25 protein-coding genes are annotated in these 23,516 nt (G+C 59.7%); 4 read left to right on the forward strand and 21 right to left on the reverse strand.

Annotation, left to right across the window (positions count from 1 at the left end):
- Positions 1 to 17: 17 nt before the first annotated feature.
- Positions 18 to 746, reverse strand: coding sequence for a hypothetical protein (locus ET418_RS08080; protein ID WP_149307088.1), 729 nt, complete (start codon positions 744 to 746; stop codon positions 18 to 20).
- A gap of 285 nt (positions 747 to 1,031) precedes the next feature.
- On the opposite strand from ET418_RS08080, the gene ET418_RS08085 reads away from it, so the two are divergent.
- Positions 1,032 to 1,466 (forward strand): universal stress protein, encoded by a 435-nt coding sequence (locus ET418_RS08085; protein ID WP_149307089.1) that lies wholly within the window; start codon positions 1,032 to 1,034, stop codon positions 1,464 to 1,466.
- Positions 1,467 to 1,490: 24 nt separating this feature from the next.
- Here ET418_RS08085 and ET418_RS08090 read toward each other — a convergent pair whose 3' ends face one another.
- From ET418_RS08090 to ET418_RS08120, 7 genes are all read right to left on the reverse strand, one after another.
- The gene (locus tag ET418_RS08090; protein ID WP_149307090.1) at positions 1,491 to 1,829 is read right to left on the reverse strand and encodes a PilZ domain-containing protein; all 339 of its coding nucleotides are present in this window, start codon (positions 1,827 to 1,829) and stop codon (positions 1,491 to 1,493) included.
- 266 nt (positions 1,830 to 2,095) lie between these two features.
- Complete coding sequence (locus ET418_RS08095) at positions 2,096 to 3,115, reverse strand: alpha/beta fold hydrolase (RefSeq protein ID WP_149307091.1); 1,020 nt, start codon at positions 3,113 to 3,115, stop codon at positions 2,096 to 2,098.
- Between the two features lie 99 nt (positions 3,116 to 3,214).
- Positions 3,215 to 4,609, reverse strand: a complete 1,395-nt coding sequence (gene pcnB, locus ET418_RS08100) for a polynucleotide adenylyltransferase PcnB (protein ID WP_246152989.1) — start codon at positions 4,607 to 4,609, stop codon at positions 3,215 to 3,217.
- 214 nt (positions 4,610 to 4,823) lie between these two features.
- Complete coding sequence (locus tag ET418_RS08105; RefSeq protein WP_246152990.1) at positions 4,824 to 6,074, reverse strand: TAXI family TRAP transporter solute-binding subunit; 1,251 nt, start codon at positions 6,072 to 6,074, stop codon at positions 4,824 to 4,826.
- Positions 6,075 to 6,215: 141 nt separating this feature from the next.
- Entirely contained in the window at positions 6,216 to 8,045 is a 1,830-nt protein-coding gene (glmS, locus tag ET418_RS08110) for a glutamine--fructose-6-phosphate transaminase (isomerizing) (protein WP_149307093.1), read from the reverse strand.
- Positions 8,046 to 8,063: 18 nt separating this feature from the next.
- Positions 8,064 to 8,552, reverse strand: coding sequence for a response regulator (locus ET418_RS08115; RefSeq protein ID WP_149307094.1), 489 nt, complete (start codon positions 8,550 to 8,552; stop codon positions 8,064 to 8,066).
- A 1-nt stretch (position 8,553) separates the two neighbouring features.
- Positions 8,554 to 10,776, reverse strand: coding sequence for a sensor histidine kinase (locus tag ET418_RS08120; RefSeq protein WP_149307095.1), 2,223 nt, complete (start codon positions 10,774 to 10,776; stop codon positions 8,554 to 8,556).
- Positions 10,777 to 10,943: 167 nt separating this feature from the next.
- On the opposite strand from ET418_RS08120, the gene ET418_RS08125 reads away from it, so the two are divergent.
- Together ET418_RS08125 and ET418_RS08130 are read left to right on the forward strand one after the other, a co-directional pair.
- Positions 10,944 to 12,008 carry a hypothetical protein gene (locus ET418_RS08125; RefSeq protein ID WP_149307096.1) on the forward strand — a complete coding sequence of 355 codons (1,065 nt, stop codon included), beginning with the start codon at positions 10,944 to 10,946 and terminating at the stop codon, positions 12,006 to 12,008.
- A 60-nt stretch (positions 12,009 to 12,068) separates the two neighbouring features.
- Positions 12,069 to 12,527, forward strand: coding sequence for a hypothetical protein (locus ET418_RS08130; RefSeq protein WP_149307097.1), 459 nt, complete (start codon positions 12,069 to 12,071; stop codon positions 12,525 to 12,527).
- A 151-nt stretch (positions 12,528 to 12,678) separates the two neighbouring features.
- Here the strand turns inward: ET418_RS08130 and ET418_RS08135 are convergent, their stop codons facing one another.
- Positions 12,679 to 12,867 carry a GSU3473 family protein gene (locus ET418_RS08135; protein ID WP_149307098.1) on the reverse strand — a complete coding sequence of 63 codons (189 nt, stop codon included), beginning with the start codon at positions 12,865 to 12,867 and terminating at the stop codon, positions 12,679 to 12,681.
- Between the two features lie 114 nt (positions 12,868 to 12,981).
- Entirely contained in the window at positions 12,982 to 13,494 is a 513-nt protein-coding gene (locus ET418_RS08140) for a nitroreductase family protein (protein ID WP_246153007.1), read from the reverse strand.
- Between ET418_RS08140 and ET418_RS18435 the strand changes: the two genes are divergently transcribed.
- Positions 13,391 to 13,642 carry a hypothetical protein gene (locus ET418_RS18435; RefSeq protein ID WP_246153008.1) on the forward strand — a complete coding sequence of 84 codons (252 nt, stop codon included), beginning with the start codon at positions 13,391 to 13,393 and terminating at the stop codon, positions 13,640 to 13,642. The genes ET418_RS08140 and ET418_RS18435 overlap by 104 nt on opposite strands.
- A 44-nt stretch (positions 13,643 to 13,686) precedes the next feature.
- Here the strand turns inward: ET418_RS18435 and ET418_RS08145 are convergent, their stop codons facing one another.
- From ET418_RS08145 to ET418_RS08195, 11 genes are all read right to left on the reverse strand, one after another.
- Entirely contained in the window at positions 13,687 to 14,886 is a 1,200-nt protein-coding gene (locus tag ET418_RS08145) for a DUF3443 family protein (RefSeq protein WP_149307099.1), read from the reverse strand.
- Positions 14,873 to 15,346: a DUF2844 domain-containing protein gene (locus tag ET418_RS08150; RefSeq protein ID WP_149307100.1), complete on the reverse strand. Its 474-nt coding sequence runs from the start codon at positions 15,344 to 15,346 to the stop codon at positions 14,873 to 14,875. The genes ET418_RS08145 and ET418_RS08150 overlap by 14 nt, the downstream gene beginning before the upstream one ends.
- A 180-nt stretch (positions 15,347 to 15,526) precedes the next feature.
- Positions 15,527 to 16,264 (reverse strand): tetratricopeptide repeat protein, encoded by a 738-nt coding sequence (locus ET418_RS08155; protein WP_149307101.1) that lies wholly within the window; start codon positions 16,262 to 16,264, stop codon positions 15,527 to 15,529.
- Positions 16,265 to 16,305: 41 nt separating this feature from the next.
- Entirely contained in the window at positions 16,306 to 17,787 is a 1,482-nt protein-coding gene (locus ET418_RS08160) for a lytic transglycosylase domain-containing protein (protein ID WP_275937948.1), read from the reverse strand.
- A gap of 103 nt (positions 17,788 to 17,890) precedes the next feature.
- A complete protein-coding gene (locus ET418_RS08165) occupies positions 17,891 to 18,793 on the reverse strand; it encodes a YihY/virulence factor BrkB family protein (RefSeq protein ID WP_188055421.1) in 903 nt (300 codons plus the stop codon).
- Between the two features lie 63 nt (positions 18,794 to 18,856).
- Entirely contained in the window at positions 18,857 to 19,171 is a 315-nt protein-coding gene (locus ET418_RS08170) for a YtxH domain-containing protein (protein WP_149307104.1), read from the reverse strand.
- A gap of 2 nt (positions 19,172 to 19,173) precedes the next feature.
- Complete coding sequence (locus ET418_RS08175) at positions 19,174 to 19,569, reverse strand: DUF948 domain-containing protein (RefSeq protein WP_149307105.1); 396 nt, start codon at positions 19,567 to 19,569, stop codon at positions 19,174 to 19,176.
- Between the two features lie 78 nt (positions 19,570 to 19,647).
- Positions 19,648 to 20,607, reverse strand: coding sequence for a GSU2086 family protein (locus ET418_RS08180; RefSeq protein ID WP_149307106.1), 960 nt, complete (start codon positions 20,605 to 20,607; stop codon positions 19,648 to 19,650).
- A 59-nt stretch (positions 20,608 to 20,666) separates the two neighbouring features.
- Positions 20,667 to 21,236, reverse strand: coding sequence for a D-sedoheptulose 7-phosphate isomerase (gene gmhA, locus ET418_RS08185; RefSeq protein WP_149307107.1), 570 nt, complete (start codon positions 21,234 to 21,236; stop codon positions 20,667 to 20,669).
- Positions 21,237 to 21,291: 55 nt separating this feature from the next.
- Positions 21,292 to 22,326, reverse strand: coding sequence for a glycosyltransferase family 2 protein (locus ET418_RS08190; protein WP_149307108.1), 1,035 nt, complete (start codon positions 22,324 to 22,326; stop codon positions 21,292 to 21,294).
- Positions 22,327 to 22,453: 127 nt separating this feature from the next.
- Complete coding sequence (locus tag ET418_RS08195; RefSeq protein ID WP_149307109.1) at positions 22,454 to 23,497, reverse strand: rod shape-determining protein; 1,044 nt, start codon at positions 23,495 to 23,497, stop codon at positions 22,454 to 22,456.
- Positions 23,498 to 23,516: the final 19 nt, after the last annotated feature.

Raw genomic sequence — 23,516 nt, forward strand, 5'->3', positions numbered from 1 at the left:
CCAGCGGCGGCACGTCATCACTTCCGGTCGGCATTCTCGATGACCACACCGGAGAACCCCTCAAGAGGCTGCCGGGGGTTCCCAAGAACGGCACTCACCGGCTCCTTGGACGAGTCCTGCTGCCAGCCGGGTACGACCGGGGTTGCCTTCACGGGGGTAACAAACTCCTTGCTGTGAATTTCATTCCCCGCGGCGTCGACAACGACGACACGGTACCGGAGCGCTGTGGCGCCCGGTTCGAGGGCAGGCAGGGATGCACCATAGGTAAACTGGCTTCCCTGCACCTTTGCCATCGGCACCCAGGCGTCGCCACCCTTATCCCCCCCTGCGCGGAAGCGGCACCGAACTGACTGTACCCCGTCTAGGCTGACCACGACCTTAACGGTGGTCCGCTTGCCCGGCACCACGTAGCTGTATGGTTCATGGCTGATATTGACGCTGTCCGCTGTTTCCGGGGCCGTTGCCTCGTTCTGGGCCACAGGCAACGCAGGGATGGGCGGGGCGGGAGTGCCTGCCGGTTCCGACACCTTACGGGGCGCTGTATGGGTTCGCTTCTTTTCCGCGTGTTTCCTGGTTTCCGCTTTCTTCGGTTTCTTCTTCTCCACCTTCTTAAGCTCGCTCAGGGGGATCTCGTAGACGTTGCCCCCGGCAGCGGAAGCTGCCGCCGACAGATCGAGAACCGACTGAACCAGCATGGATGCCACCACGAGGGGGACGGCAATCCGCCACCTTGAAAACATACTCATACGCCACCTCTTTCTGCTTTACTGCAAAACGCTGCCAGAATAGCTCAAACAGCGGTAATTCTAAAAACAAAAAATTCTAAAAAATACCGTCCGCGCCCAAACGGCCATCGGTTCTCCGAACAAACTGCAAACGACGAACGACAGCCGCGGTTGCTCTTGACAATAATTATCACGAGAAGCATGCTGCGTTTTGTTGCCATCCCTGCACCGGCAGCCCCAGGACTCGTTCATGGCGGCGGGCGGGCGCTTCCACCTGCATGGTTCACGCAAGAAAAGGAGACCATCATGCACAAAAAGATCCTGCTCGCTTATGACGGCACCGAGGAGGGCCGGGTGGCGCTCCTCGAATGCGCAGACATTGCCCACCTGCTCCGTGCGGAAACCCACCTGCTGGCGGTCATGCGCATGCCGTCGGGCGTCTTCCTCGCCGAGGGTTTTGTGCCGGAGACGGTTATGGAGCAGGAACAGCGGCACATCCAGAGCACCATCGACGATGGGGTCGCCCTGTTACGCGAGGGAGGGGGTAGCGCTTACGGCCATTTGGCTTACGGGGAGCCGGTTGAAGAGATCTGCCGCCTGGCGGCCGAACTGGAGGTGGACCTGATCGTGCTGGGGCACCGGAAGCAGACATCCTTTGCCTCCCGTTGGTGGAAAGGGTCGGTAGGCATATCGCTTCTGGAACGGGCTCCGTGCAGTATCCTGGTGGCGGTCGGCGACTAGTGTGCCGTATGGTTTGGCGGCGGGCTACTCGTTTTCCGCCAAAAGGGTGCGCAACTGGTCCTGCTGATGGGGGTCGAAGACATACATACCCATGGATATGCTGCCGTCAGGATTGTAGGAGGAATAGATACACCGGCAGCTAACCCGCAGGCGCGAGGCGTGAAAGACAACCTCGACGGTTTCGGTCTTTCGGGGGATTGTCAGGGGGACGGGGGTCGGGGGGATGGCGAGCTTCATACCCTGACAACTGATATCCATCAACTGTGATGTAATCTCGAACCTGTCGGGCAATACGAGCAGGACCGTGGACAAGGAGTCAGGTAACTGGTCGGAGCGGTGGCGGGGGACAAGTCGGCTTTCCATAGTGTATCCGCGGCTTCCCTTACGGCAAGAGTAGCTGCCGGTTCCCATCGGCAGGTGACAATGCAAGCATGGGGCAACAATGGGATGTCGGCTCGCACGATATTTCAAGTGGTTATCGCACAGCCGGGCTCATTCGGCAATACTAAAATGTTCTTCCCGCCCATTATACCCATGAAATAGTCTTATTTTCCCGATCAGATCGGTCAGGGCATCAACCTCAAATCGGATCAGAGCCGAAGCTGCGAACTACCGGCTACCACCGATAATCAGTTGTTTGCTCTCCCGAGCTCATCGAGCAAGGCCTTATGAAACATTGCCGGGGCTTCGATCTGCGGCGCATGCCCGAAACCGGGGAACTCTATTAAACGGCCATGGGGAATCGTCTTGATGACCTCCTTGCCCAGCAGCTTGTAGCGGCCGACCTTTGCCTTAACCTCGGGTGGGGCGATGTCACTGCCGATGGCGGTGGTGTCGGCATCGCCGAGCATCAGGGTGGTAGGCACCTTCAACAGGGGAAACTCATACACCACCGGCTGGGTAAAAATCATGTCGTAGATGAGCGCCGAATTCCAGGCGACCGCTTTGTGCCCCGGCCCCTGGTTGAGCCCCGCCAGCATATCCACCCAGCGATTGTAGTCCGCTTTCCAGCGCCCGCCGTAATAGACCGACTTCTCGTACTGGCGCACCCCCTCGGCCGAAAGTTTCAGCTCCCGCTCATACCACTGGTCCACGGTCCGGCTCGGCACGCCCAATGCTTTCCAGTCTTCCAGCCCGATGGGGTTGACCATGACCAGCTTCTCCACAGCCTCCGGGTACATCAAGGCAAAGCGGGTCGCCAGCATCCCCCCGGTTGAATGCCCAACCAGTATGGAACGAGACACTCCCAACTGCTTCAGCAGGGCCCTGGTGTTGGCGGCAAGCTGCTGGAAGCTGTACTGGTAATACGCCGGCTTGGTCGAGGTGCAGAAGCCGATCTGGTCGGGAGCGACGACCCGGTAACCCGCATCGGCCAGGACAGAGATAGTGACCTCCCATGTCGCGCCGCAAAAATTCTTCCCGTGCATCAACACAACCGTGTGCCCGTTGGGCCTGCTTGTGGGCTTCACATCCATGTACCCCATCTGGAGGTCGCGCCCCTGGGAGGCAAACCGGAAATGCTCGACTGCGTAGGGATAGGGAAAACCTTCAAGCTCAACGCCATATCCAATGGCACTGCCTTCTGCGCAGGCCGTACCGGCAGCGGCGAGCAACAGAGCTGCCAGGGACAGGCAAATTAAATATCGCATGATAACTCCTTTGTAACATTCGTGATGATAACCGGACTGCGGGAAAAGAGCCGAAACAATTGACCTTTTATTGAGGTTTTGGCTTCGACTCCGCCCCAATTATACCCCTTCCGTCCTGCTTTTCACCTGTGGATTCCGCCGGCGGCGTCTTTTTCTCTTCCGTTGCGGCGCCCCGGCCTCTTCGGTGACTCCGGAAGGAAGCGGCACCGGCGCCTGCTGCCGTGCCTGAGCCGCCCACCAGTCGAGCTGTTTGACGACATCCTTGTTGTCGCCGCAGGTCGCCCGGCAATATTCGACGATGTCATTGAAATCGGGACGGGCGATGAAAGACTCCGGTCGGCGGCCGGGAATCTTTTTCAGGCGCATCTGCTGGCTGATGATGTCACGGAGCGCGAGCCCGACGCGGTTCGAGATCATAATGATCGGGCAGGTTTCACCCATGAACTCCGCAACTGCGGCGTTAACGCTCTGCTGCCAGGGCGCACCCTGTTGGCGGAAATGCGCCGTCTTCCCATCAATGTACTCACCGAAAAGAAGTGCCAGGAGGAGCGGCGGGGAGACCTTGTCCCCCTGCTGGATACGGGAATCGACGTAGCTGAGCATTTCCCCGAACCGGGCGTGGGGAAAGCCTTCGCTTTCGGCGCCGAGCCAGCTCGAAAAATCCGGAAAAAGCGCTGCAAAGAGCCCGGTCTGGCGGAGAAGTCCGTAGCACGTTGCCCCCTCTCCCGAGAGGAAAAGCTTGAGCATCTCTTCGTAGAGGCGCGGCGCCGCCGCCCTGACAATGGTATCGGTGGCGGCGACCAGCGCCTTCAGGGTATTTTCCTCGATGGTAAAGGCAAGTTGGGCGGCAAACCGCACCGCCCGCAGCATCCGTACCGGATCTTCCTGGAAGCGGCCGGCGGGATCGCCGATGGTGCGGATGATGCCGGCGTTGAGGTCGGCGAGGCCTCCCGTGTAGTCAATGATCGAGAAATCGGCGATATTGTAGGAAAGCGCGTTAATGGTGAAGTCACGGCGGAGGGCATCCTCTTCGGGGGTGCCGTAGACGTTGTCCCGCAGGATCATGCCATCATCGTCCTTCAGCATCTGCGGGGGCCGTTGCCGGTGGTCCGACCCGCTTGCTTCTTTCGGCTCGGGCTCCGGCTCGTTCGCCGCCAGTGACCGAAAGGTCGCCACCTCGATAATCTCATCCTGGAAGTGGATGTGCGCAAGCCGAAAACGTCGCCCGACAAGACGACAATTGCGGAACATCCGCTTCACCTCGCCAGGGGTGGCGTTGGTTACCACGTCGAAATCCTTCGGTTCCCGGCCGAGCAGGAGGTCGCGCACACAGCCACCTACGAGATAGCCGAGAAAGCCGTTTTCTTTCAGGCGGTAGAGGGTGCGCAAGGCGTTCGGGCTCATGAGTTTGCGGGAGATCCCGTGTTCCTGCCGGGCCATGATCACCGAGCAGCTCTCTTCCTTTTTCATCCTGTTACCATCACACTTCTTCATTTGTCGTCATGCCTTCGAGACGTTTTTAATCGTAGTCTTCAGAAGATTGGCCATGATGTCGTCACACGATTTCTCCGTATAACGGCTTGGGCATGGCCAGCGGCGGTATTATGCCAACTGGTCTAAGCGAGTATTATGCACCCGATGTTTAAGCCTTCTTTGGCTGCTGCTCTTTTCCCCGGAAACTGGTCCAGCTTTTGGGGGGAACGTCAATCTATGCCGTGGCTTTACTATACTGATGACGCACAAAATCAATATGGTCGCGAAGTACGTAAAATTGTTCGGTGTAGGCCAAGGGTATTTTCATCTTGTTGACATTTGCCTCGATAATGTCGAACTTTTTTAACAATTCTTCTCGCTCATCAGGCGAAGGCTGCGCGAGCATGTCGCGTTCGAGATTTATCAAAATGCCGTACCAGCGGTTAATCCGCGACCTGATACGCCAATTGTAAAGTGCCGGCACAAGTTTCAGCCCTGGAATCAGTAACACAACGATCGGCACGACCACCACGAGCAAACGGTCCACGAGGCTTGCGAGCCAGAACGGGAGATAGCGGTAGAAAAAGCTTTTCCCAGAGGTGTAGTAACGTCGTGCGTCAGCGCTTATACGGTATTCGTGCTCTAATGGCGCAGGAAATTCACCCGCGTGCTGTAACAGCTTGGCGCCACCATGGACCTCACGTGCCGTTTCGATCAAGAGGTCGGAGAGTGCCGGATGCAAGCTTTCCCGTGCGACAAGCTCTACGGTGGGGGCGATAAGGGAAACATCCTGCGGCGGAACATTCTTGCCGAAATCAAACGCCCCCATGGGTAAATTGACCTTATAGAGATAGGGATAGCGGCGAGCATAAGCGTCGGCTTGGACAAAATTGAGGAGCCCGATACCGGTAGCCGACAAAAGTTTTCGTATAACCGGTGGAGTGGCAGAATCTCCCATCAGGAATGCGGCGTCGATCTTCCCGCTGATCAGAGCTTGCGCCGCCTCTTCCCCCCCTACATTGATAAGCACCGTCGAGCCGGTAGGCTCGATACCGTTAGCCTTAAGCAAGATCATTGCGAGGGCATGAGTTCCACTCCCCTCAGGCCCGATTGCAATCCGCTTCCCATCAAACTCGGAGAGTAACGTCACCGGTGCATTACTGTGGTAAAAAAGAAAGAGTGGTTCATGGAACAGGCTTCCCAGCGAAACCAGCTTGTCAAGCTCCATCCCGCCGGATAAACCGCCCTGCACAAAACCGACATCAACGGGAATCGTGGGGTCGTTTAGTTTTTTGAGATTATCAAACGACCCTTCTGTCGGTAGAATTTTCAGCGTAACGCCTTTTCGCGCCAGTATCTTTTGATATTTTTCAGCTGTAATTCGGAAAGTGCTACCTTTGGAGCCGCTGGCAATAGTAATGGTTGTGGGAGGTGCTGGACGAATTAACCAATATGCCGCCACGATCGCGATGACCGTGAGCAACATCAGTGGTCCGACAGACACCACAAGATCGCGTAAGGATATCCCTGACAACCGGGAAAGAGGGCGAAAAGATGCAATCTTACTAACATAATTGTGTTTCATACATTATTCATTTCGAACATCTTTCATCAGAATATTCCGCCCCTACTCCACGGTAACGGATTTGGCCAGGTTCCTTGGCTGATCCACGTCGGTCCCCTTCAACACGGCGATGTGATACGCCAAAAGCTGCAACGGCACGGAGAGCAGGAACGGGTCCAGGTCCTCGTCGATGCGGGGGATCTCGATGGTATCCTCGGCGCGTCCTTTGACCTCTTGATCGCCTTCGCTGCACAGGGCGATCACCCGGCCGTTGCGGGCGATGACCTCCTCCATGTTGGACAGGGTCTTTTCGAAGGCGCTGTTCTCCGGGACGAGCATGACCACCGGCATCTCCTCGTCGATCAGGGCGATGGGCCCATGCTTCATCTCGCCGGCCGGATAGCCTTCGGCGTGGATGTAGGAGATCTCCTTGAGCTTGAGCGCCCCCTCCAGGGCGATGGGGAAGTTCTTCCCCCGCCCCAGGTAGAGGAAATCCCGGGCGTTCATGTACTTGCGGGCGATGCGCTCGGTATCGGCGTTGAGCTTGAGGGCTTCTTCCAGCAGGGCCGGGACCTTTTTGAGGGAGGCGATCATACTCTGGCCGGCTGGGACGTCGATGGCGCGGACGGCCCGCCCCAGGCGGATGGTGAACAGGTACAGGGCCGTGAGTTGGGTGACGAAGGCCTTGGTGGAGGCCACCCCGATCTCGGGACCGGCGTGGGTGTAGATCACACCGGCGGCTTCCCGGGCGATGGAGGAATCCAGCACATTGCAGATGGCCATGTTCATGGCGCCGCGGGATTTGGCCTCGCGCAGGGCCGCCAGGGTGTCGGCGGTCTCCCCCGACTGGGAAATGACCATCACCAGGGTAGTCCCGTCGATGACCGGGTTGCGGTACCGGAATTCCGAGGCGATGTCGATCTCCACCGGGATGCGGCAATACCCCTCGATGTAGAATTTGCCCACCAGGGCGGCGTGCCAGGAGGTGCCGCAGGCCACGATAACGATCCGCCTCACGGCCGCCAGCTGTTGGTCGCTGAACTTCAGGTCTTCCAGGTACACATCCCCTTCATTCTCCAAGAGACGGCCGGCGATGGTGTCGCGCACGGCCCGGGGCTGTTCGTGAATCTCCTTGAGCATGAAGTGCCGGTATCCGCCTTTTTCGGCCATGAGCGGCGACCAGTCGATGTGCCGCGCCTTCTTGTCCAGCGGAGCGCCGGCGATGGTGGAGAAGGCGACCGTGCCGGCACGGAACACGACCATTTCCCCATCCTCCATGAAGACCATCTCCCGGGTATGGGCCAGGATGGCGGGGATGTCCGAGGCAACGAAGAATTCCCCCTCGCCCAGGCCGACCACCATGGGGGAGCCCAGCTTGGCGGCGATCAGGGTGCCCGGTTCGCGCTCGTTGAGGATGCACACGGCATAGGCGCCCCGCAGTTCGGCCAGGGCCTGTTGGACCGCCTGCACGAAGTCGGAGGTTCCCTTGAGTTTTTCCTCCACCAGATGGGAGATGACCTCGGTATCGGTCTCGCTCTTGAAGATATGGCCGGACTGCTTGAGCGCTTCCCTGAGCGACAGGTAGTTTTCGATGATGCCGTTGTGCACCACGATGACCGGGCCGGCCTTGTGGGGGTGGGCGTTGATTTCCGAGGGGCGGCCGTGGGTCGCCCAGCGGGTGTGGCCGATGCCGATCACCCCGGAGAGCGGCTGCTCGCGCAGCAGTCTTTCCAGGTTGACCAGTTTGCCTTCGCTACGCCGGATGCCCGATCCGCCGCCCGCCAGGGTGGCGATGCCGGCCGAATCGTAGCCGCGATATTCCAGTTTTTTGAGCCCTTCCAGTATGACCGGCGTTGCCTCTTGCCCACCGATATAGCCAACAATTCCGCACATAGCAGATTCCTCCGAAAATTAAGTTAGTTGTTCTATTCTGCCCTCTACCCCGTCCAGATCCGGCACCTGCACCACCAGCAGGAACAGTCCCAGCCTGTTCAGCATCTCGGCGAACTTCTGGTAATCCACCGGCTTGGTGACGTAGCAACTGCATCCCAGGGCGTAGCAGGTACGGACCTCCCGGGGGTCGTCGGTGGTGGTCAGCATGATTACCGGCATATTCTTCAACTCCGGGTCGGACTTGATCTGCCGGAGCACCTCCACGCCGTCCACCTTGGGCATGCGGATATCCAGGAGCATCATATACGCCAGTCCCTTTTCGCACCGGGGCGCATCGCCGTCGGACGCGCCGTAGAAAAAGTCCAGGGCCTCCTGGCCGTTGCGAAACCGGATGATCGGATTTCTGAGGCCCGCCTCCTGCAGATTGTCCTGAATCAGTTCGGCGTGGCCGTCATCGTCCTCGGCAATCAGGATGGTGACCTCTTTCTTGAACCTGTCATCGATCATCTCATGCTCCTGTGGTCACATGTCCATCAGATTCGGGTGCGCACGGCAGGACGACATAGAAGCGGCTGCCCACATCCGGCTCGGACTCCACCCAGATGGAGCCCCCCAGGCGATCGACGATGCGGCGCGCCATGGTCAGGCCCAATCCCTCCCCCGGGGTTTCCCCCGGATTGAGGCGATGGAAGATCTCCCAGATCTTGTCCTGCTGGTCGCGGGGGATGCCGATACCGTTATCCTCCACGCAGTAGCGCACCCCCTCGGCAAACTTCTCGCTTACGATATTCACCACCAGCGGGCGATTCGCGGCGCGGTATTTTAAGGCGTTATCCAGCAGATTGCTGAATATCTGGGTAACCTGGACGCTGTCCCCGATACAGGGGTGCAGAAGCGGGGCGACCTCGACCCGCGCCCCCGCGGATTCGATCTGGTAGGTTACGGAAGCAATAATATTTGACATCACAAGGTGCATGTCAAGGGTTTCAAAGCAAATCGCCGTCCTCCCCAGGCGGGAGAGCCGCAGCAGGCCGTTCAACAGGCTGTCCATCTTCTCGATGCTGCGGGTGATGAACCCAAGGGATTTGGGGATGGTTTCCCGGAGTAGCGGCTCGATGCGGGCCTGCTGGGCCCCGTCCAGGGCCAGCCCGGCCATGAACTCGTCCAGCTCGGCGCAACTCTTGGCCAGCTTGCGGCTGAATCCCTGCACATTGACCAGAGGCGAGCGCAGATCGTGGGATGCTACATAGACGATCCCCTCCAACTCCTTGTTCTTTTTCTGCAACTCCACCATCAGGTGGTCGCGCTGGCGTTCGGTCGTTTTCCGCTCGGCAATCTCCTTCTGCAACTCCTCGTTGGCCCGGGTCAACTCCCCGGTGCGCTCCGCGACATGGTGCTCCAGGGTCTCGTTGGTATAGGTGATCTCCTGAAAACGCTGGCTGAGGGCGATGGACATGACCTTGAAGTTGCCGATCAACTGGTCGATCTCGCTGACCATGCTCTCCGGCCACGCGCTGATGTTTTCCCGCAGCAGGCGTTTGGGCAGGTCGGTTGTCACCTGGGACAGCCGGTACAGGGGAGCGGCCAGGCGATGGGACAGGGAGAGGGAGGTTACCAGAACGAACATGTTCAGGCCGAGCACGATCAACAGCGACTTGATATGATCATGGAGCAGCGCGCGCTGGTAGGGCGCAAACGGGGATTCGACCGCCATGCTCCAGGTGGTGCCCGCCAGGGGGGCGCGGCGCAGGAAGGTCGCGTCGTGCATCCGCTGCAGGAGCGGCACGGGCCTGTCCGCCGTGGGCATGCAGCGGTAGATGCCGTTCTCCCCGACCTGTTCCAGCGAGCCGCCGCGGCAGGGATCGTACGGTGACACACTCCCCGGAACGCTGTCGGTGCCGGCGATGATTCGGCCGGCACCGTCCACCAGGGTGATGCGCCACGGTTGCCTGCCCCGCGCATCCAAAAGAATGCCATGGAGGGAGACAGCGACTTCAGCGTCCCGGGGCTTGGCCCCATCGGCCTTCGCAGCCAGCTCCCGGAGCTTGAGTCGGGTCTCGTAGCTGGCGACCTTCAGGCTATCGTCGATGCCCGCATACATCTCCTTGAGGTAGCGGTTCTCGGCCCCCTTGCCGTAGATCACCATGACCACGATGGACGGTATCAGCACCACGGCCATCAGGATATTGAAGATCAGATGGTGGATCGGGATGGTGCGGGACATGTCCAGGCCGTAAAGGGGAGCGATGCGGGGGATATAGGTCAGCAGGAGACTGGCGACCAGCGCATTGGTGATGCCCACCACCCAGTAGGTCAGCATGGCGGCCACGGTTCCCAGCACCGAAACATGCATGACATGCTGGAAGAACAGCCACACGAGGGGTACTCCCACCAACGGCCAGTAGCAGGCGTCGTAGAGGAGGATGTTGCGCTTTTTCCCCTTGTGCAGCAGCCAGCCGACAAAGAGCGGTTCGCCGCAGAGCCAGATCACGGCATAGGGGTGCCCGTAGAGCGGGACGGTCCATGCCGAGGCGGCCAGTCCGGCCACAAGGCCCCAGCGGATGCCGAACAGCCGGACCACCAGGAGTACCGCTATGCTCCCGAACAGGAAGTTGAAACCGGTAAAGAGGCGCAGGGAGAAGAAGTTTCCGGCAAAACCGGCAGCGATCAGAGCGACCAGCAACAGCAAGGACTTGCCGCTGTATGTGAGGCGCCGCCCCTGTTCCCCCATGACTGTCCCCCTAGCGCACGGCCGTCTAAATGCTTTTGTCTATATCACACTTTGCCTTTTATGATAAGGCGTTTCCCGGACGAGCCGCAAAAAAACGTCAGCGCACTTGAAGCTCACACCATTTGCGGCTATGATCAGAAAATCCAAACACCCAAGAAGGAAAGCGCGTGAACATTGCCCAACTGAAGCTGGTTCTGAGGGAAATCCTCGCAAAAACCGATTTGACACCGTGTGTCGTCGGGCACCGCGGCGTCGGTAAAACCGCCGGGATCATCCAGGTCTGCCGCGAAGACAATTGGCGCTACGCCTCCCTGCGCCTCGGGCAGATGGAGGTCGGCGACCTGGTCGGCATCCCCTACCGCGAGGGGGACATCATGCACTGGTCGCGCCCGTCCTGGTGGCCGGCCGACGACGACCCGCCCACCGTGGTCCATTGCGACGAGTTGAACCGCGCCCAGCAGGAGGATACCCTCCAGGCCATCTTCCAGTTCGTCGAGCCCCCCATCGAGGGCGAACCGCGCGCCCTGCACACCCACCGGCTGGCCCCCCGCCACAAGGTGGTGGTGACCATCAATCCGCCCGACGGCAGCTATCAGGTGGCCACCCTGGACCGGGCTCTGATCGACCGGATGGTGATGCTCTACGTGGAGAGCGACCACGCCTGCTGGTCGCGCTATGCCGCCGAACGGGGGCTGGATGACGGGGTGCGGCAGTTCCTGTCCGCCAACACCAACCTGCTGGCCAGCCAGGGGGCTCCCATGGACCTCCCGGTGGAGCCGACCGAACGGGCCTGGGAGATGATCAGCGTCCTGCGCCGGAACTGCCGCTTTCCCGGCGACCTGGAGATGGAGGTCTATTCCGGTATCGTCGGCAGGGAGGCGGCCATCATGTTCATGCGCTGGCTGGCCGATGAACGCCATCGTCCCCTGACGGCTGCCGACATCCTGGACAACTGGCCCCAGGTGGCCGAAAAGGCGGCGGCCCAGCGCGACGACATCCAGGCCGCCACCATGACCGACCTGACGGCGCTCCTCCAGGCTTCGCCGCTGCTGGCACCCGAGCAGGAGGAGCATCTGGTGGCCTACATCGCCTGCCTCCCCCGGGACCTGCGCTTCGGCTTCGTCAAGACCCTGCTCAAGATCCCCGCGGTCGCCCAGGCCATCAGCCAGGATAAATACGACACCGTCGTCTTCGACGCCATCCGGGCCATCAGCGAAGAGGCACAGCGTTAGAAAACCACCCTTTCAGGCCTGTCATGGGCCGGAACATTTATTGACAAGGAGAGAACTTCCATGAAAACCATCATCGCCCTGCTCATAACCCTGGCCCTGGCCACAAACGCCCTCGCGGCCGACTCCCTGGGGATCGGCATCCGCGGCGGAGCCGCCACCAACCGCAGCAGCAACTTTACCGAAGCCTTTGCCGACCTCTACCTCAACCGGCTGGTCTCCATCGGCGCTACCGCGGCCTATGTCATGCTCGACAAGGACAACGCCAGGTCCATCAGACGCGACGAGTCCCTGCCCATCACGGCCCTGTTCAAGATTCACGCCCCGATCCCCTTTTTCCAGCCCTACGCCGGCCTCGGCGCGGCACTGGTGTTTCATGACAAGCGGGGCACCAAGGGTACTCCCGTGGCCCTGGCCGGGGGCGACCTGCTCTTTGGACCGTTCTTCGTCAATGTGGAATACCGGCGCCAGTTCGACGACGAGTTGAATTTCCTGGGGGGCGGCGTAGGAGTCAGGTTCTGACCCTCTGTACTCATAACGCGACACCCCGCCGGAAGGTCTCCGGCGGGGTGTCGCATATCGCACAACTATTTTCACTGCCCGGCGAAGAACCGGCGCAACCGGGAGACTGCACGCCCAACGGCCGCTTCTTCACTGACAAGCCGTCACGGGGCTAGGCCGCCCTCCGCTCAACGCCGTGGTAATTCGGGCTTTTTCTCCAGCGAAGGGGGTCTACGCCGACGGTGACCCACCCCGTACTCCGCTTGAACTTTTGAACCTTCTTCACCTCCAGCAACCTGTCGAGCTGGAAGCCTTTGACGTAATCGTATTTATTGTCGTCATAAAGAACGTGGATAAGCATGGCTGCCTCCGTGCGGGCTTTTCCCTCCGTTGTTAAAAAACTTTTATTTACCACTAGTTACACCAATTATTGCTAGACTATACCAATCCCTGGCACAAATGCAAGATGGTCATGTCACTCCATGGCCCGAGGCCCCCAGGCTTCGTAATGCACGATTTCATCCAGGGGTTTCCGCGAGGCTCCACATTCGGGTGTCTCCAGGGAATAGCCAAGGGGGATGAGCCCCACGATACTGATGTAGGCCGGAATACCGAGCAGGCTTCCCACCTGCTTCTCATCAAAGATGCCGACGAAGACGCTCCCCAGCCCCACGGCATGGGCGGCCAGCATCAGGCTTGCCACAGCCATCCCCACATCGGCCATATAATACTGCTGCCCCCGCGTGTCCCCCGACCGGTTGCATTCGGCACAGGCGACGACCACCACCGGCGCCTCGGCAAGGGCCCGCTGGGAAGGGTTGGATTTGTACCCCTTGGCCGTGACGAATGAATCCGCTACCGAATGTTCGCTGAGCCTTCGCTTCATGGCCGGGTCTTGCACCACCACAAATCGCCAGCACTGCATGTTCGCCCACGACGGCGCCATCCGGGCCGCCTCCAAGACGCTCTGCAGCTTCTCCGCCTCCACCGGCCTGTCGGAAAATCTGCGAACGCTCCTCCTGGTTTGTATCGCTTCAAGGGTGTCCATCATCGCCCAATTCCACTCCATGACCGTTTGGTCCGAACCGGTGCGGGGCACACGAAACTACACGCGTTACCTCACGCAATCCATGTGAAAATGATACCCTACCTTGCAGTAAACACGCATCTCACCGGTTGATCAATACGCCCAGTAGGGGCCGGTCCCCAGGCTCGAACTCGCCCCGTCGATCCCCACAAAGACACTTCGCCCCAGGAAAAAGGGAAGCCCCCAATCAAAACTAGTGGCCGCGCCGCCCCCCAGATCGCCGAACACTTGGTTTGACGTATTGAAGTGACTGACGGCATTGCCGATCAGGAACGAAACAATCCCGCTCGGTGAACCGCCGGCCCCCGTATTGGTCGCGGAGAAACTGACCGCGGCCGGCGGGCAGAACCAGGCGGCATTGGGAGAGGGACAGGCAGGAAGCTGGGTCGCCGAGGGGCTCGGGAAGAAGAGCCCGTTCGAACCGGTATCGAGGAAGCTGGCATACCGGAGACCGTTGAAGGTGGTGGTGAATTCGGCGAATTGATTGGCACCATAAGCCGTTACCCCGGAAGGCACATTGTTGGACTGGGTGCCGATGCCGAGTATGAGCGAACCGTTGGCTGAACCCGCCCCGTTCGTGGGCACGCCGGGTAGTTGCACGATCACACCGTTATTGTCCCCGGGAAGGACAGCAACCGGGTTTATGAGTTGGCTGGCATTCGGCACCGCAGTCCCCGCACACGACGATCCGCTCGCCGCCCCGCTACAGGAAAAATACAGTCCGGAATCCTGCGCAAAGAGGCCCACTCCGAGGATTCCATTGTAGTTGGCTTCGGAAGGGCTGGTGTTCGGGGTAGAGTTCGGGCTCGTGCAGAGGTTGGACGGAGTCCCGAAATTCTGGTTGACGACCTGGACAGGAATCTGAACCGCGGGCTCATTTCCCAGAATCACGCTGGCCATCTGAACCGGCCCCCACATGGATGAGCCATCGCCGAAGTTGACGCATTCCGCTAACAACCCGGAACCTGCCGTTACTTGAGTAAGCGGAACCGTGAGCGCCTGATTAAAGATACGGAGCCCACTGCTTCCGGTATCGAGGAGGATGTCGCCGATTGTCTGGCAGTTGGTCGTGCCGGGGGCACAAATCGTGACGCTGACGCACGGTTCGTTGGGATAGGAGGGGTTACCCGAGCAGAGAGAACCGTTCACGGTCACACTCATCACGTTGTTCCCGGCAGCGGGCTGCCCCCCTATCGTGGCGCCCGGCGAACCGGAACCACCCCCGGAGCCGCCGCAGCCGGCAAGCCCCATAAGCATTAGCAGCAAAACTGCGGCCATCTTACTTGATTTCATCGATGGGCACCCCCGAAGGCACCAAGGCCGGGACATAGGCCCGCCCCTGCAGGTTCCGCATATGTCCCCATTTTTCGACAATAACCCGGCTCCCCCTTACCTCACGGCGCCTCTGCCCCATCTGGCGTGGCGTCTTTTGCGCGGCCTGCTGATATTCTCCGACATATGAGCCCAGAAGTATCGTGAGGTCGGGATGCATCAGCCCATTCCAGGCGATTGCAAACACGATTCCGTCTCGCGACACGTATTCCCGCACGCTGGTTGCATCGGACGCGATTTCCTGGACCGTATACCTCGGCCCGACCGTTGTGGTACGCCGCACGGCTGAGAGCGCCATGCGGTCCGTAGTGACAGAATCGGCAGATCCGCCCAAGGCGGCCCCGGCCCTCGGAACTATCGTGAAGACCGTCACCAGCATGAGGCCGAGACAGGCTCCTAAAATGTACGCTTTTTTCTTCATTGCACCCCCCTGCCACTACCCTGCCTCAAAAGAACATCTCTGCCCCATCTGATGGGGCTCAACCGCTTCCGGATATATCGTTTTATGATTATATTCTACTCTTTTTTCGGCAAAAAAAACAAAAAAGCCGTCTCGCGACGGCTTTCAATGGGATGGCATCTGCGGTGGTAACGCAAAGTGCTACCTTCTGGCCACCATGCGCCGCTGCATGCGACCGCCCATGGCCGCCATCTGGTGTTTCTGCAAGGCGCCAAGGCTCTCAAGGTGAAACTGGAACCACATGTCGCCGTAGTTTCTCATCTTCATCTTCTTGCCCTGTTCCAGGCAGGCCAGGTTATCCGCGAGCGTCGCATCGCCGGGCAGCTTCTTCAGCCCCTTGCCCAGAACCTCCTTGGCCTTCGACACATCGCCGCACTCGTTGAGGCAATAGGCATATAACCCCCAGAGCAGCGGTTCCTTGACGTTCCACTGGACCGCCTTGTCGAAGGTGCTGATCATCTTGTCCTTCTTCTGGCGCTTCATGTAGCAGATGGCCAACATGCCCATGGCCGCCCAGTTTTTGAAGAACGATTTTTCGAGATACGGGAAGGCGTTGGAAAAATCACGTTTCATGTAGTAGATCATGCCGATCTGGGAGTTGATCTGCCCTTCCACATAGACCTGCCATTTGCCGTATTGCAGGGCATCCTTCAATTCGCGGACCGCCTTTTCAAAACGCGGCGGCTGCGCCTGGAGATCCTTGCCGGCGGTCTCGATGGAAGCCATGACCTTCTTCATGATAACGCGGGAAATGCCCACAAAGAGAGCGGTGAAAACCACCAGGCCGACCAGGAGCGCCGCCCACCAGGGGAGTTTGACGGCAAAGAGCAGCAGGAACAGGACTGCGCCCGACGCGGCGGAAATGAGGATATTATACATCGGTCTTTCCTTTCATGATAAGGCAGACAGGGCGGAAAACATCAGCTTTTCCGTGCTTCAGGTACCATTTCCCCGTTCTTTTCGATAAACTTGGCGATGATGATACGCCGTCCCGGCTTCAGGGCAACCCTGACCTTCAGGTTGTTCCAGACCGAGAGGAGCTTGGAGGAAACGTTGAACCGCTTGGCGAGAGACGTCAGGGTATCGCCCTTCTTCACGGTATAATACTTCGCATAGCCGCCCTTGGCGGTACCAGCGGTGGCGGCGGAACGTCCCTCATGGCTGAAATCAACCGTCTGCCGCGCCGGAACGACCAGCGTCTTGCCGGCAATACGGCTCTTCTTGGAGAGCCCATTCAATTCGGCCAGCGCATCCGGGGTCGTGCTGTACCGGCGGGCGATCACCTTGAGCGAATCCTTTTTGCGGGCGTGATAGTGGGTGTAGAGCACCTTTTCGGTGTAGCGCTGGTCCTCGGGGACCTTGCCGTAAGCGGCATCGAACTGCAGTTTTGTCCCCTTGGGTACCTTGAGTTCATAGTCGGGGTAATTGGGCGGGGTGGACCAATGGCGCAGATCCGGATTCAGTTCCTTGATCGTCTCGTAGGTCGTGCCGGTCAGTTTGGCCACCAATTCCAGATCGGTGCGCGAGGGGATCTTGACGATATCGAACTCGATCGGCGACAGGTAGGCCACGTCGGAAAAACCGTAGCGGGCGGGGTCCTTGGCGATTATGGCCGCGGCCAGCAGCTTGGGGACATATTCTTTTGTCTCGCGCTTGAGGTAGGAACCGCGGGAAAGTTCCCAAAAGTCGCTGGTGTTGTACATGCTGATGGCGCGCAGGATCTTGTTTTCACCGGCGTTATAGCCGGCGGCCGCCAGGTACCAGTCGCCGTTGAACATGCCGTAAAGTTCTTTCAGGTACAGGGCGGCGGCAACCGTGGCCTTGAGCGGGTCCTTGCGCTCGTCGATCCACTGGTCGATACGCAGGGAATAACGCCGGCCGGTGCCGGAGATAAACTGCCACGGCCCCACGGCATTGGCCACCGAACGGGCCTGTAGATGGAAACCGCTCTCGATCATGGCCACGTAGACCAAGTCTTCCGGCATCCCCTCGCGCTTGAGAATCTCTTTCATCATGGGGATGTAGCGGGACGAGCGAGAGAGCCAGCGGGAGAAGGATTGCTTTCCCCTGGTCTGGAAATAGGTGAGGAAATATTCGACCTTGCTGTTGAGGGCCAGGGGGATGTCCGCCTGGGGCAGATCGACATCGGGCAGCGTCAGTTCGGCAGCGTCGCTTCCTTTATCCTTGAGCTCCTCAAGGGTAAAGAGTTCGCTCGCGTCCTGCTGCTGCGGCTCCTCCTCGTCCGTCAACTCGTCGCGTGGGACGAGCGCCACCTGTTCCAATGCGGGCAACGCCGGAACAGTGGGGCTGGTCAACTCGGTCAACAGAGGCTGGACCGGCTCCGTAGCGCCTGCCGGAAGGGAGCACGCTACAAGGGCTATGGCAATGACGATATGCTTCACACGTTTCCCGATGGCTACTACGCAGTAGTGCCGCGCCGTCATGCTGAGTGCCGACGCAGAGTTTGATAAAGTTATGGAATTATAAAGGAGTTGCCAAGGAAAGTCAATCCCGGGGAAAGCCTTGCGGCATGGGCGTTTGCGAGTTATTGCCCCGAGGGTCGCCCACCACGTCCGCGGTTCGGGCAGGTATGCCCTCCTGAAGATATCTGACAAATTCCATCCCGGCCAGGACGATGATCCAACTGGTGTAAATCCAGACCATGAAGACCGGTAACACGGCCAACGTACCGTAAATGGCGTTATAGCGCGATACGCCGACCTGAAAATGGATATAGGCCCACTGGGCCACCTGCCACACGGTGCCGGCCGCCACCCCGCCCATCACGGCATTGCGCAAGCTCACCCGCACGTTCGGGATGAACTTATAGAGAAACACAAGGGCGATCCAGCTACTCAGGTAGGGGACCAACCGGAACAGCATCAGGATCAGGTAGCCGAATACCGGCAGCCGGAAGAACCACTGCACCACCCCCTGATGCTGGAGACTGCTGGTAATGCTGACGGCCAGGGCGATCAGGAGCGGCACGCTCAGGATCACGATCACATAATCCCGCAATTTGTGGTGGAGCCGCTTGCCCCGTTCGAGGCTCCAGATCTGGTTGAAGGCGTCCTCAACGCTATCCAGAATGGCCATGGCCGCCACCAGCAGGGTCATCAGGCCGGCCGCCCCCAGTGATCCCACATGGGTGTTGGCGATATAATGCAGCATGCGGGTAACCAGCTCGTGCGACCCGGCCGTCACATGGGAAAGGATCATGGGCGCCAGGACCGCATGCATATTGAGCGCCTTGAAGATGGTGAAGAGCAAGGCCAGAAAGGGCACGATGGAGAGCATGCTGGAGAAGGCCAGCGCCGAGGCATAGGTCGTACAGCGGTCGTCCATGAATCGTTGGACCAGAATCCGGCCCGTGGTTATCATCCTGCGCTGACGCTCCGAAAGCGGCATGGATCCCCTCATACAAAAAAGCCCACCGTAGTGGGCTTTTTTCCTTCAATTTCCCGCCAAAGGTCAGGAGGCGGAGGTACGTTCCTTCTCCTTATGCATCGCTTCCCGGCCGGCTTCGATGGCCGACGCGAGGATGGACTTCTTCTCCACGATGGTTTCCTTACCGTCCTCGATGGCCGTCTTGATCTTATCCTGGGCGTCCTTGGCGTATTCCTTGATCTTGTCGACCGCATCTTCGGTCAGATCGGCGATGGTCTCACGCATCTCCTTGCCGCTCTTGGGCGCGTACAGCAACGCCAGCCCGGCGCCGAGAGCCGCTCCGGCCAGAAATGACACCATCACCGTTCCTGCGGAAATTCCTTTTTCGTCGTCAGACATGGTCATTTTCCTCCCCGTTTTTTGAGATAGCGTTCAAGCAGATATTTCCCCGCCACCTTGGCGCCGACCACCCAGGTCGAGGTGGCGTTGAGCACCCCGGCAACCATTCCTACCGATCGGTTTATGGTGTTAAGGTTGTCGCCGGTTTCGCCCAGCGCTGTCATGAAACGCTTGACATCGTCCGCATGCTCGGCCACGTCGCCGCCGACGGCCCGCAACTCGGTCAAAGCCGCGGTCAGTTCCTGGAGGGCCGGTTTCAACTCCGTATGCACCATTTCCGACAGCGCCCCCAGGGAGATCGCCGCCCGCTTCACGGCCAGCAGCGTCGGAATAAAGGCGAGCACCATGATGCAGAGCGCCGCCGAGATGATGATCAGCACAATTCCGGTCAGGGTCATTTTTTTCTCCGGCTCACGTTTTCAGGCCTTCCAAGATACATCACAGTATAAAACAAAATCGGAATAATTCAATCTGTTTCAGTCCCGGCGTGGGCCGATTTTGTCCAGAATCCCCGCCGCCAGGAGTGGAATCATGATTTCGTGGTGACCCGTAATCGCCAGACCGCGGCTATCGCCGGCGGTCGGCCGCTTGACCACGTTTTGCAGCGGGCGGTAATGTTGCTGCATATCGAAGTTGGCGGTGGTGAAATGGTCCACGTGAAAGCCCATGTTCTGCGCGATGGAGAGCGCCTTGAGAAACACCTCCGGCATGATCACGGCACTGCCGATATTGATGAAGACCCCGCCGTCCCCCAGGGTCGCCACCACGGAGGCGAAGAGCCGGAAATCGGTGAACGTGGCCTGCCCCAGCACGGCGCCGTCGGCCTCCGGGTGTTGATGGATGATGTCGGTGCCCATGGCCACATGCACCGTGGCGGGAATACCCTTGGTATGGCAGGCCGCCAGCAGGCTGGCCCCGGCATGGGGGTTGCGGTTTTCGACAATGAAACGCCCGAGGGCCTCGCCGTAACCAAATCCCGCGGCTACCCCGGCTTTGAGCGCCCGGTTGATGTCGCGCCCGGTCTCCTCGGCCATACCGAAGGTGCCGCAATGCAGCACAGCGCCCACATCCTCGCTGGTCTCGCCGATCAGGGAGATCTCGTAATCGTGGATCGAGGCGGAACCATTCATGGCCACCGCCGTCACGACGTCGGCGTCAATGAGGGCCTTCAGCACCGGCTGCAGGCCGCATTTGATCACGTGGCCGCCTATGGCGATCACAACCGGCTTCCCCTTGCGGCGAGCCGCAACGACCGCATTGATGGCCGCATTGAGGTTCTCGGCGCCCAACTGATTGGGCATGGCCGCCAAAAGGTCGGCAACGGTCATTCCGGGGGTCACGGCAGCGGCAAAATCACGTTCGAGCGAGACCTTGTTCCTGCGCTCGGCGATGGGGTAGGTCTTGACGACGGTGAGATCGATGGGCTGGAGTTTCATTTCAGAACCTTCCGTATTGGTCGTGTTCCCCCCTTTGTCAAAGGGGGAAGAATAACAATTTATCCGAACAGCGACCGTTCCACCAGGTCGCAGACGATGTGAATAATGGTGATGTGCCCCTCCTGGATGCGGGGGGTGTCGTCGGAGGGGACCACCAGCGCCACGTCGGAGGCGGCCTTGATGCTCCCCCCGTCGCGCCCCAAGAGGCCGACGGTGCGGCAGCCGCGTTCCCGCGCCACCTGAAAGGCCTTGAGCACATTAGGGGAGTTGCCGCTGGTGGAGATACCGACCACCACGTCGCCCGCCGCCGCAAGGGCCTCGACTTGGCGGCTGAAGATCGCTTCGAAACCGTAATCGTTGCCGATGGCGGTCAGGATGGAGGTGTCGGTGGAGAGCGCCACGGCAGGCAGGGCGCGGCGCTCCAGCTTGAAGCGCCCGACGATCTCGGCCGCGAAATGCTGGGCATCGGCGGCTGACCCTCCGTTGCCCATCACCAGCAGCTTTCCTCCGTTCTTGAGCGTATGAACAAGCAGGTCCGCCGTCTCGGCGATCAACGGGGCCATATCCCGCTCCATTGTTTCGAACAAAGCGCGATGGGCCTGCAACTGCGCCTTCACATCTCCAACCATGAACCACCTCCGCTCCGTGCCAGGCGGCACGGCACTTGGTCCTTCCCGTTATTCGTCATACATCCCTGAGTGCGGCGGCTACGTCGGCGAATGGAATAGACATATCCATGCCGGCGACAGACGCATCATCCTGCCAACGCACCATGATCATCTCAGGGGCGCTCTCCCGGAGCGCTCCGATCTTGCGCACCAGGTCCCGCTGCGGCATGATCATGGACAACCGAACCTGGTCTATGCCGGTATGCAGGCAATTCCAGCCGCAACGGCGAAACTCCCGGGCCTGGCGGTGATGCAGCAACAGGGTGAAGCGATGCCCCCGGCGGGAACCCTCCCGGATGGTTTCCATGGCGTCGGCAAGAGCGGCCACATCCGTATCGGCGCCAAAATAGACGCCGTAATGGCGGCTGATGCCCCACAGTTCCCGATAGTGTTCCCAGCTGATATGAGCCTGGCTCTTCCGCCGCGCGTCCGAGCCGAAAACCGGCTCCTGGCTGCAAATCAGGCGAGAGCGCGACGTAACACCGGTGCGATACCCTTTGCTCCAGGCGCGGCGAATATAATCGATCAGGCACCATTCGCCGCTATCCAGCCCCTCGTCGAAGCAACCGATCTGCACACGCATCTCGCTCTTCAGCAACAGGGCCGAAAACGACACCGAGAAGGTCTCGATGAACGGGCAATCGTGCCTGCTGTTGACAGCAAGGCGTTGCGAAGCCCCGCTGCCGCTGAAAACCGGCGAGACAATACCGACCGAAGCGTCCTGGGCGGCCTCCCTGAGGGCGTCGAGCCATCCAGGAGTGACCAGGACATGCGGCCGGACAATGATGGCAAGATCGCCATCGGAACGCGCCAGTCCCCTATTGATGGCCGGCACCAGCCCGATGTTGCGCTCGGACTTTATGAACAGGCCCTGTTCCCCCAGCGGTTCGGAGAACTCCTCCATCATCAGCTCGGTTTCCCGGCTGCTGCCGTTGTCGACGACGATCATGCGCGCCCCGGGGGAGTGCCTGAGGATCGCGGCCAGGCAGGCGCGGGTTTCGAAGGGACTGTTCCAGACCGGGACGATTATGTCGATGGAGGGATTTGTCATGTCAGCACAGTAAGACGAAAACAGGGATAAACAGGATGAGCAGGAACGACGATTCGCGGCGCATCCTGACTGTCCTGTTCATCCCCGCTCATGGAGAGTTTCTTCACGCCCCTTGGGACCGGCACGGCTACGATGTGACTGCGACCCGGCGGAGGAGGTTCAACTCATCAAGGACCTTGCCGGAACCGAGCACAACGCAGTCCAGAGGATTCTCGGCAATGAGCACCGGCACCTTGGTGACCTCGCGCAGCAACATGTCCAGGTTGCGCAACTGGGCGCCGCCACCGGCCAGGAAGATACCCTTGTCAACGATGTCGGCCGCCAGTTCGGGGGGTGTTTTTTCCAGACAGATGCGCACCGTATCCACAATGGCGTTGACCGCTTCCTTGAGGGCTTCGCGGATCTCGTCCGAATTCACCTCGATAGTCTTGGGGATGCCGGACACCAGGTCGCGCCCCTTGACGCTCATGGACAGGACATCGGGACCGGGATAGGCTTCGCCGATCTCGATCTTGATGCTCTCGGCCATGCGCTCGCCGATCTGCAGGTTGTACTTCTTGCGGATGTACTGGACGATGGCTTCGTCCATCTTGTCGCCCCCCATGCGGGTGGACTGCGCATAGACGATGCCGGCCAGGGAGATGACCGCCACCTCGGTGGTGCCGCCTCCGATATCGACGATCATGTTGCCCGAGGCCTCGGTGATGGGCAGACCGGCTCCGATGGAAGCGGCCATCGGCTCCTCGATCAGGTAGACTTCGCGGGCGCCGGCCGATTCGGCCGATTCTTTGACGGCGCGCTTCTCGACCTGGGTGATGCCGGAAGGAACGCAGATCACGATGCGGGGGCGCACGAGAGTCTTGCGGTTATGCACCTTGTGAATGAAGTAGCGCAGCATTTCCTCGGTGATGTCGAAGTCGGCGATGACCCCGTCCTTCATGGGGCGGATGGCGGTGATGGAGCCGGGGGTACGCCCCAGCATCTGCTTTGCCTCCATACCGACCTTGAGCACCCTCTGCTGGCCGTTGGGCATCTTCTGGACCGCAACCACCGACGGTTCGCGAACCACGATCCCCTTGCCCTTCAGGTAGACCAGGGTATTGGCGGTCCCCAGGTCAATGGCTAAATCATTGGAAAACATACCAAACAGGTAATCGAATATTTTCAACATTATTCTTTCAATCCTTTCG

This window comes from Oryzomonas rubra (assembly GCF_008369015.1).
GTDB lineage: Bacteria > Desulfobacterota > Desulfuromonadia > Geobacterales > Pseudopelobacteraceae > Oryzomonas > Oryzomonas japonica.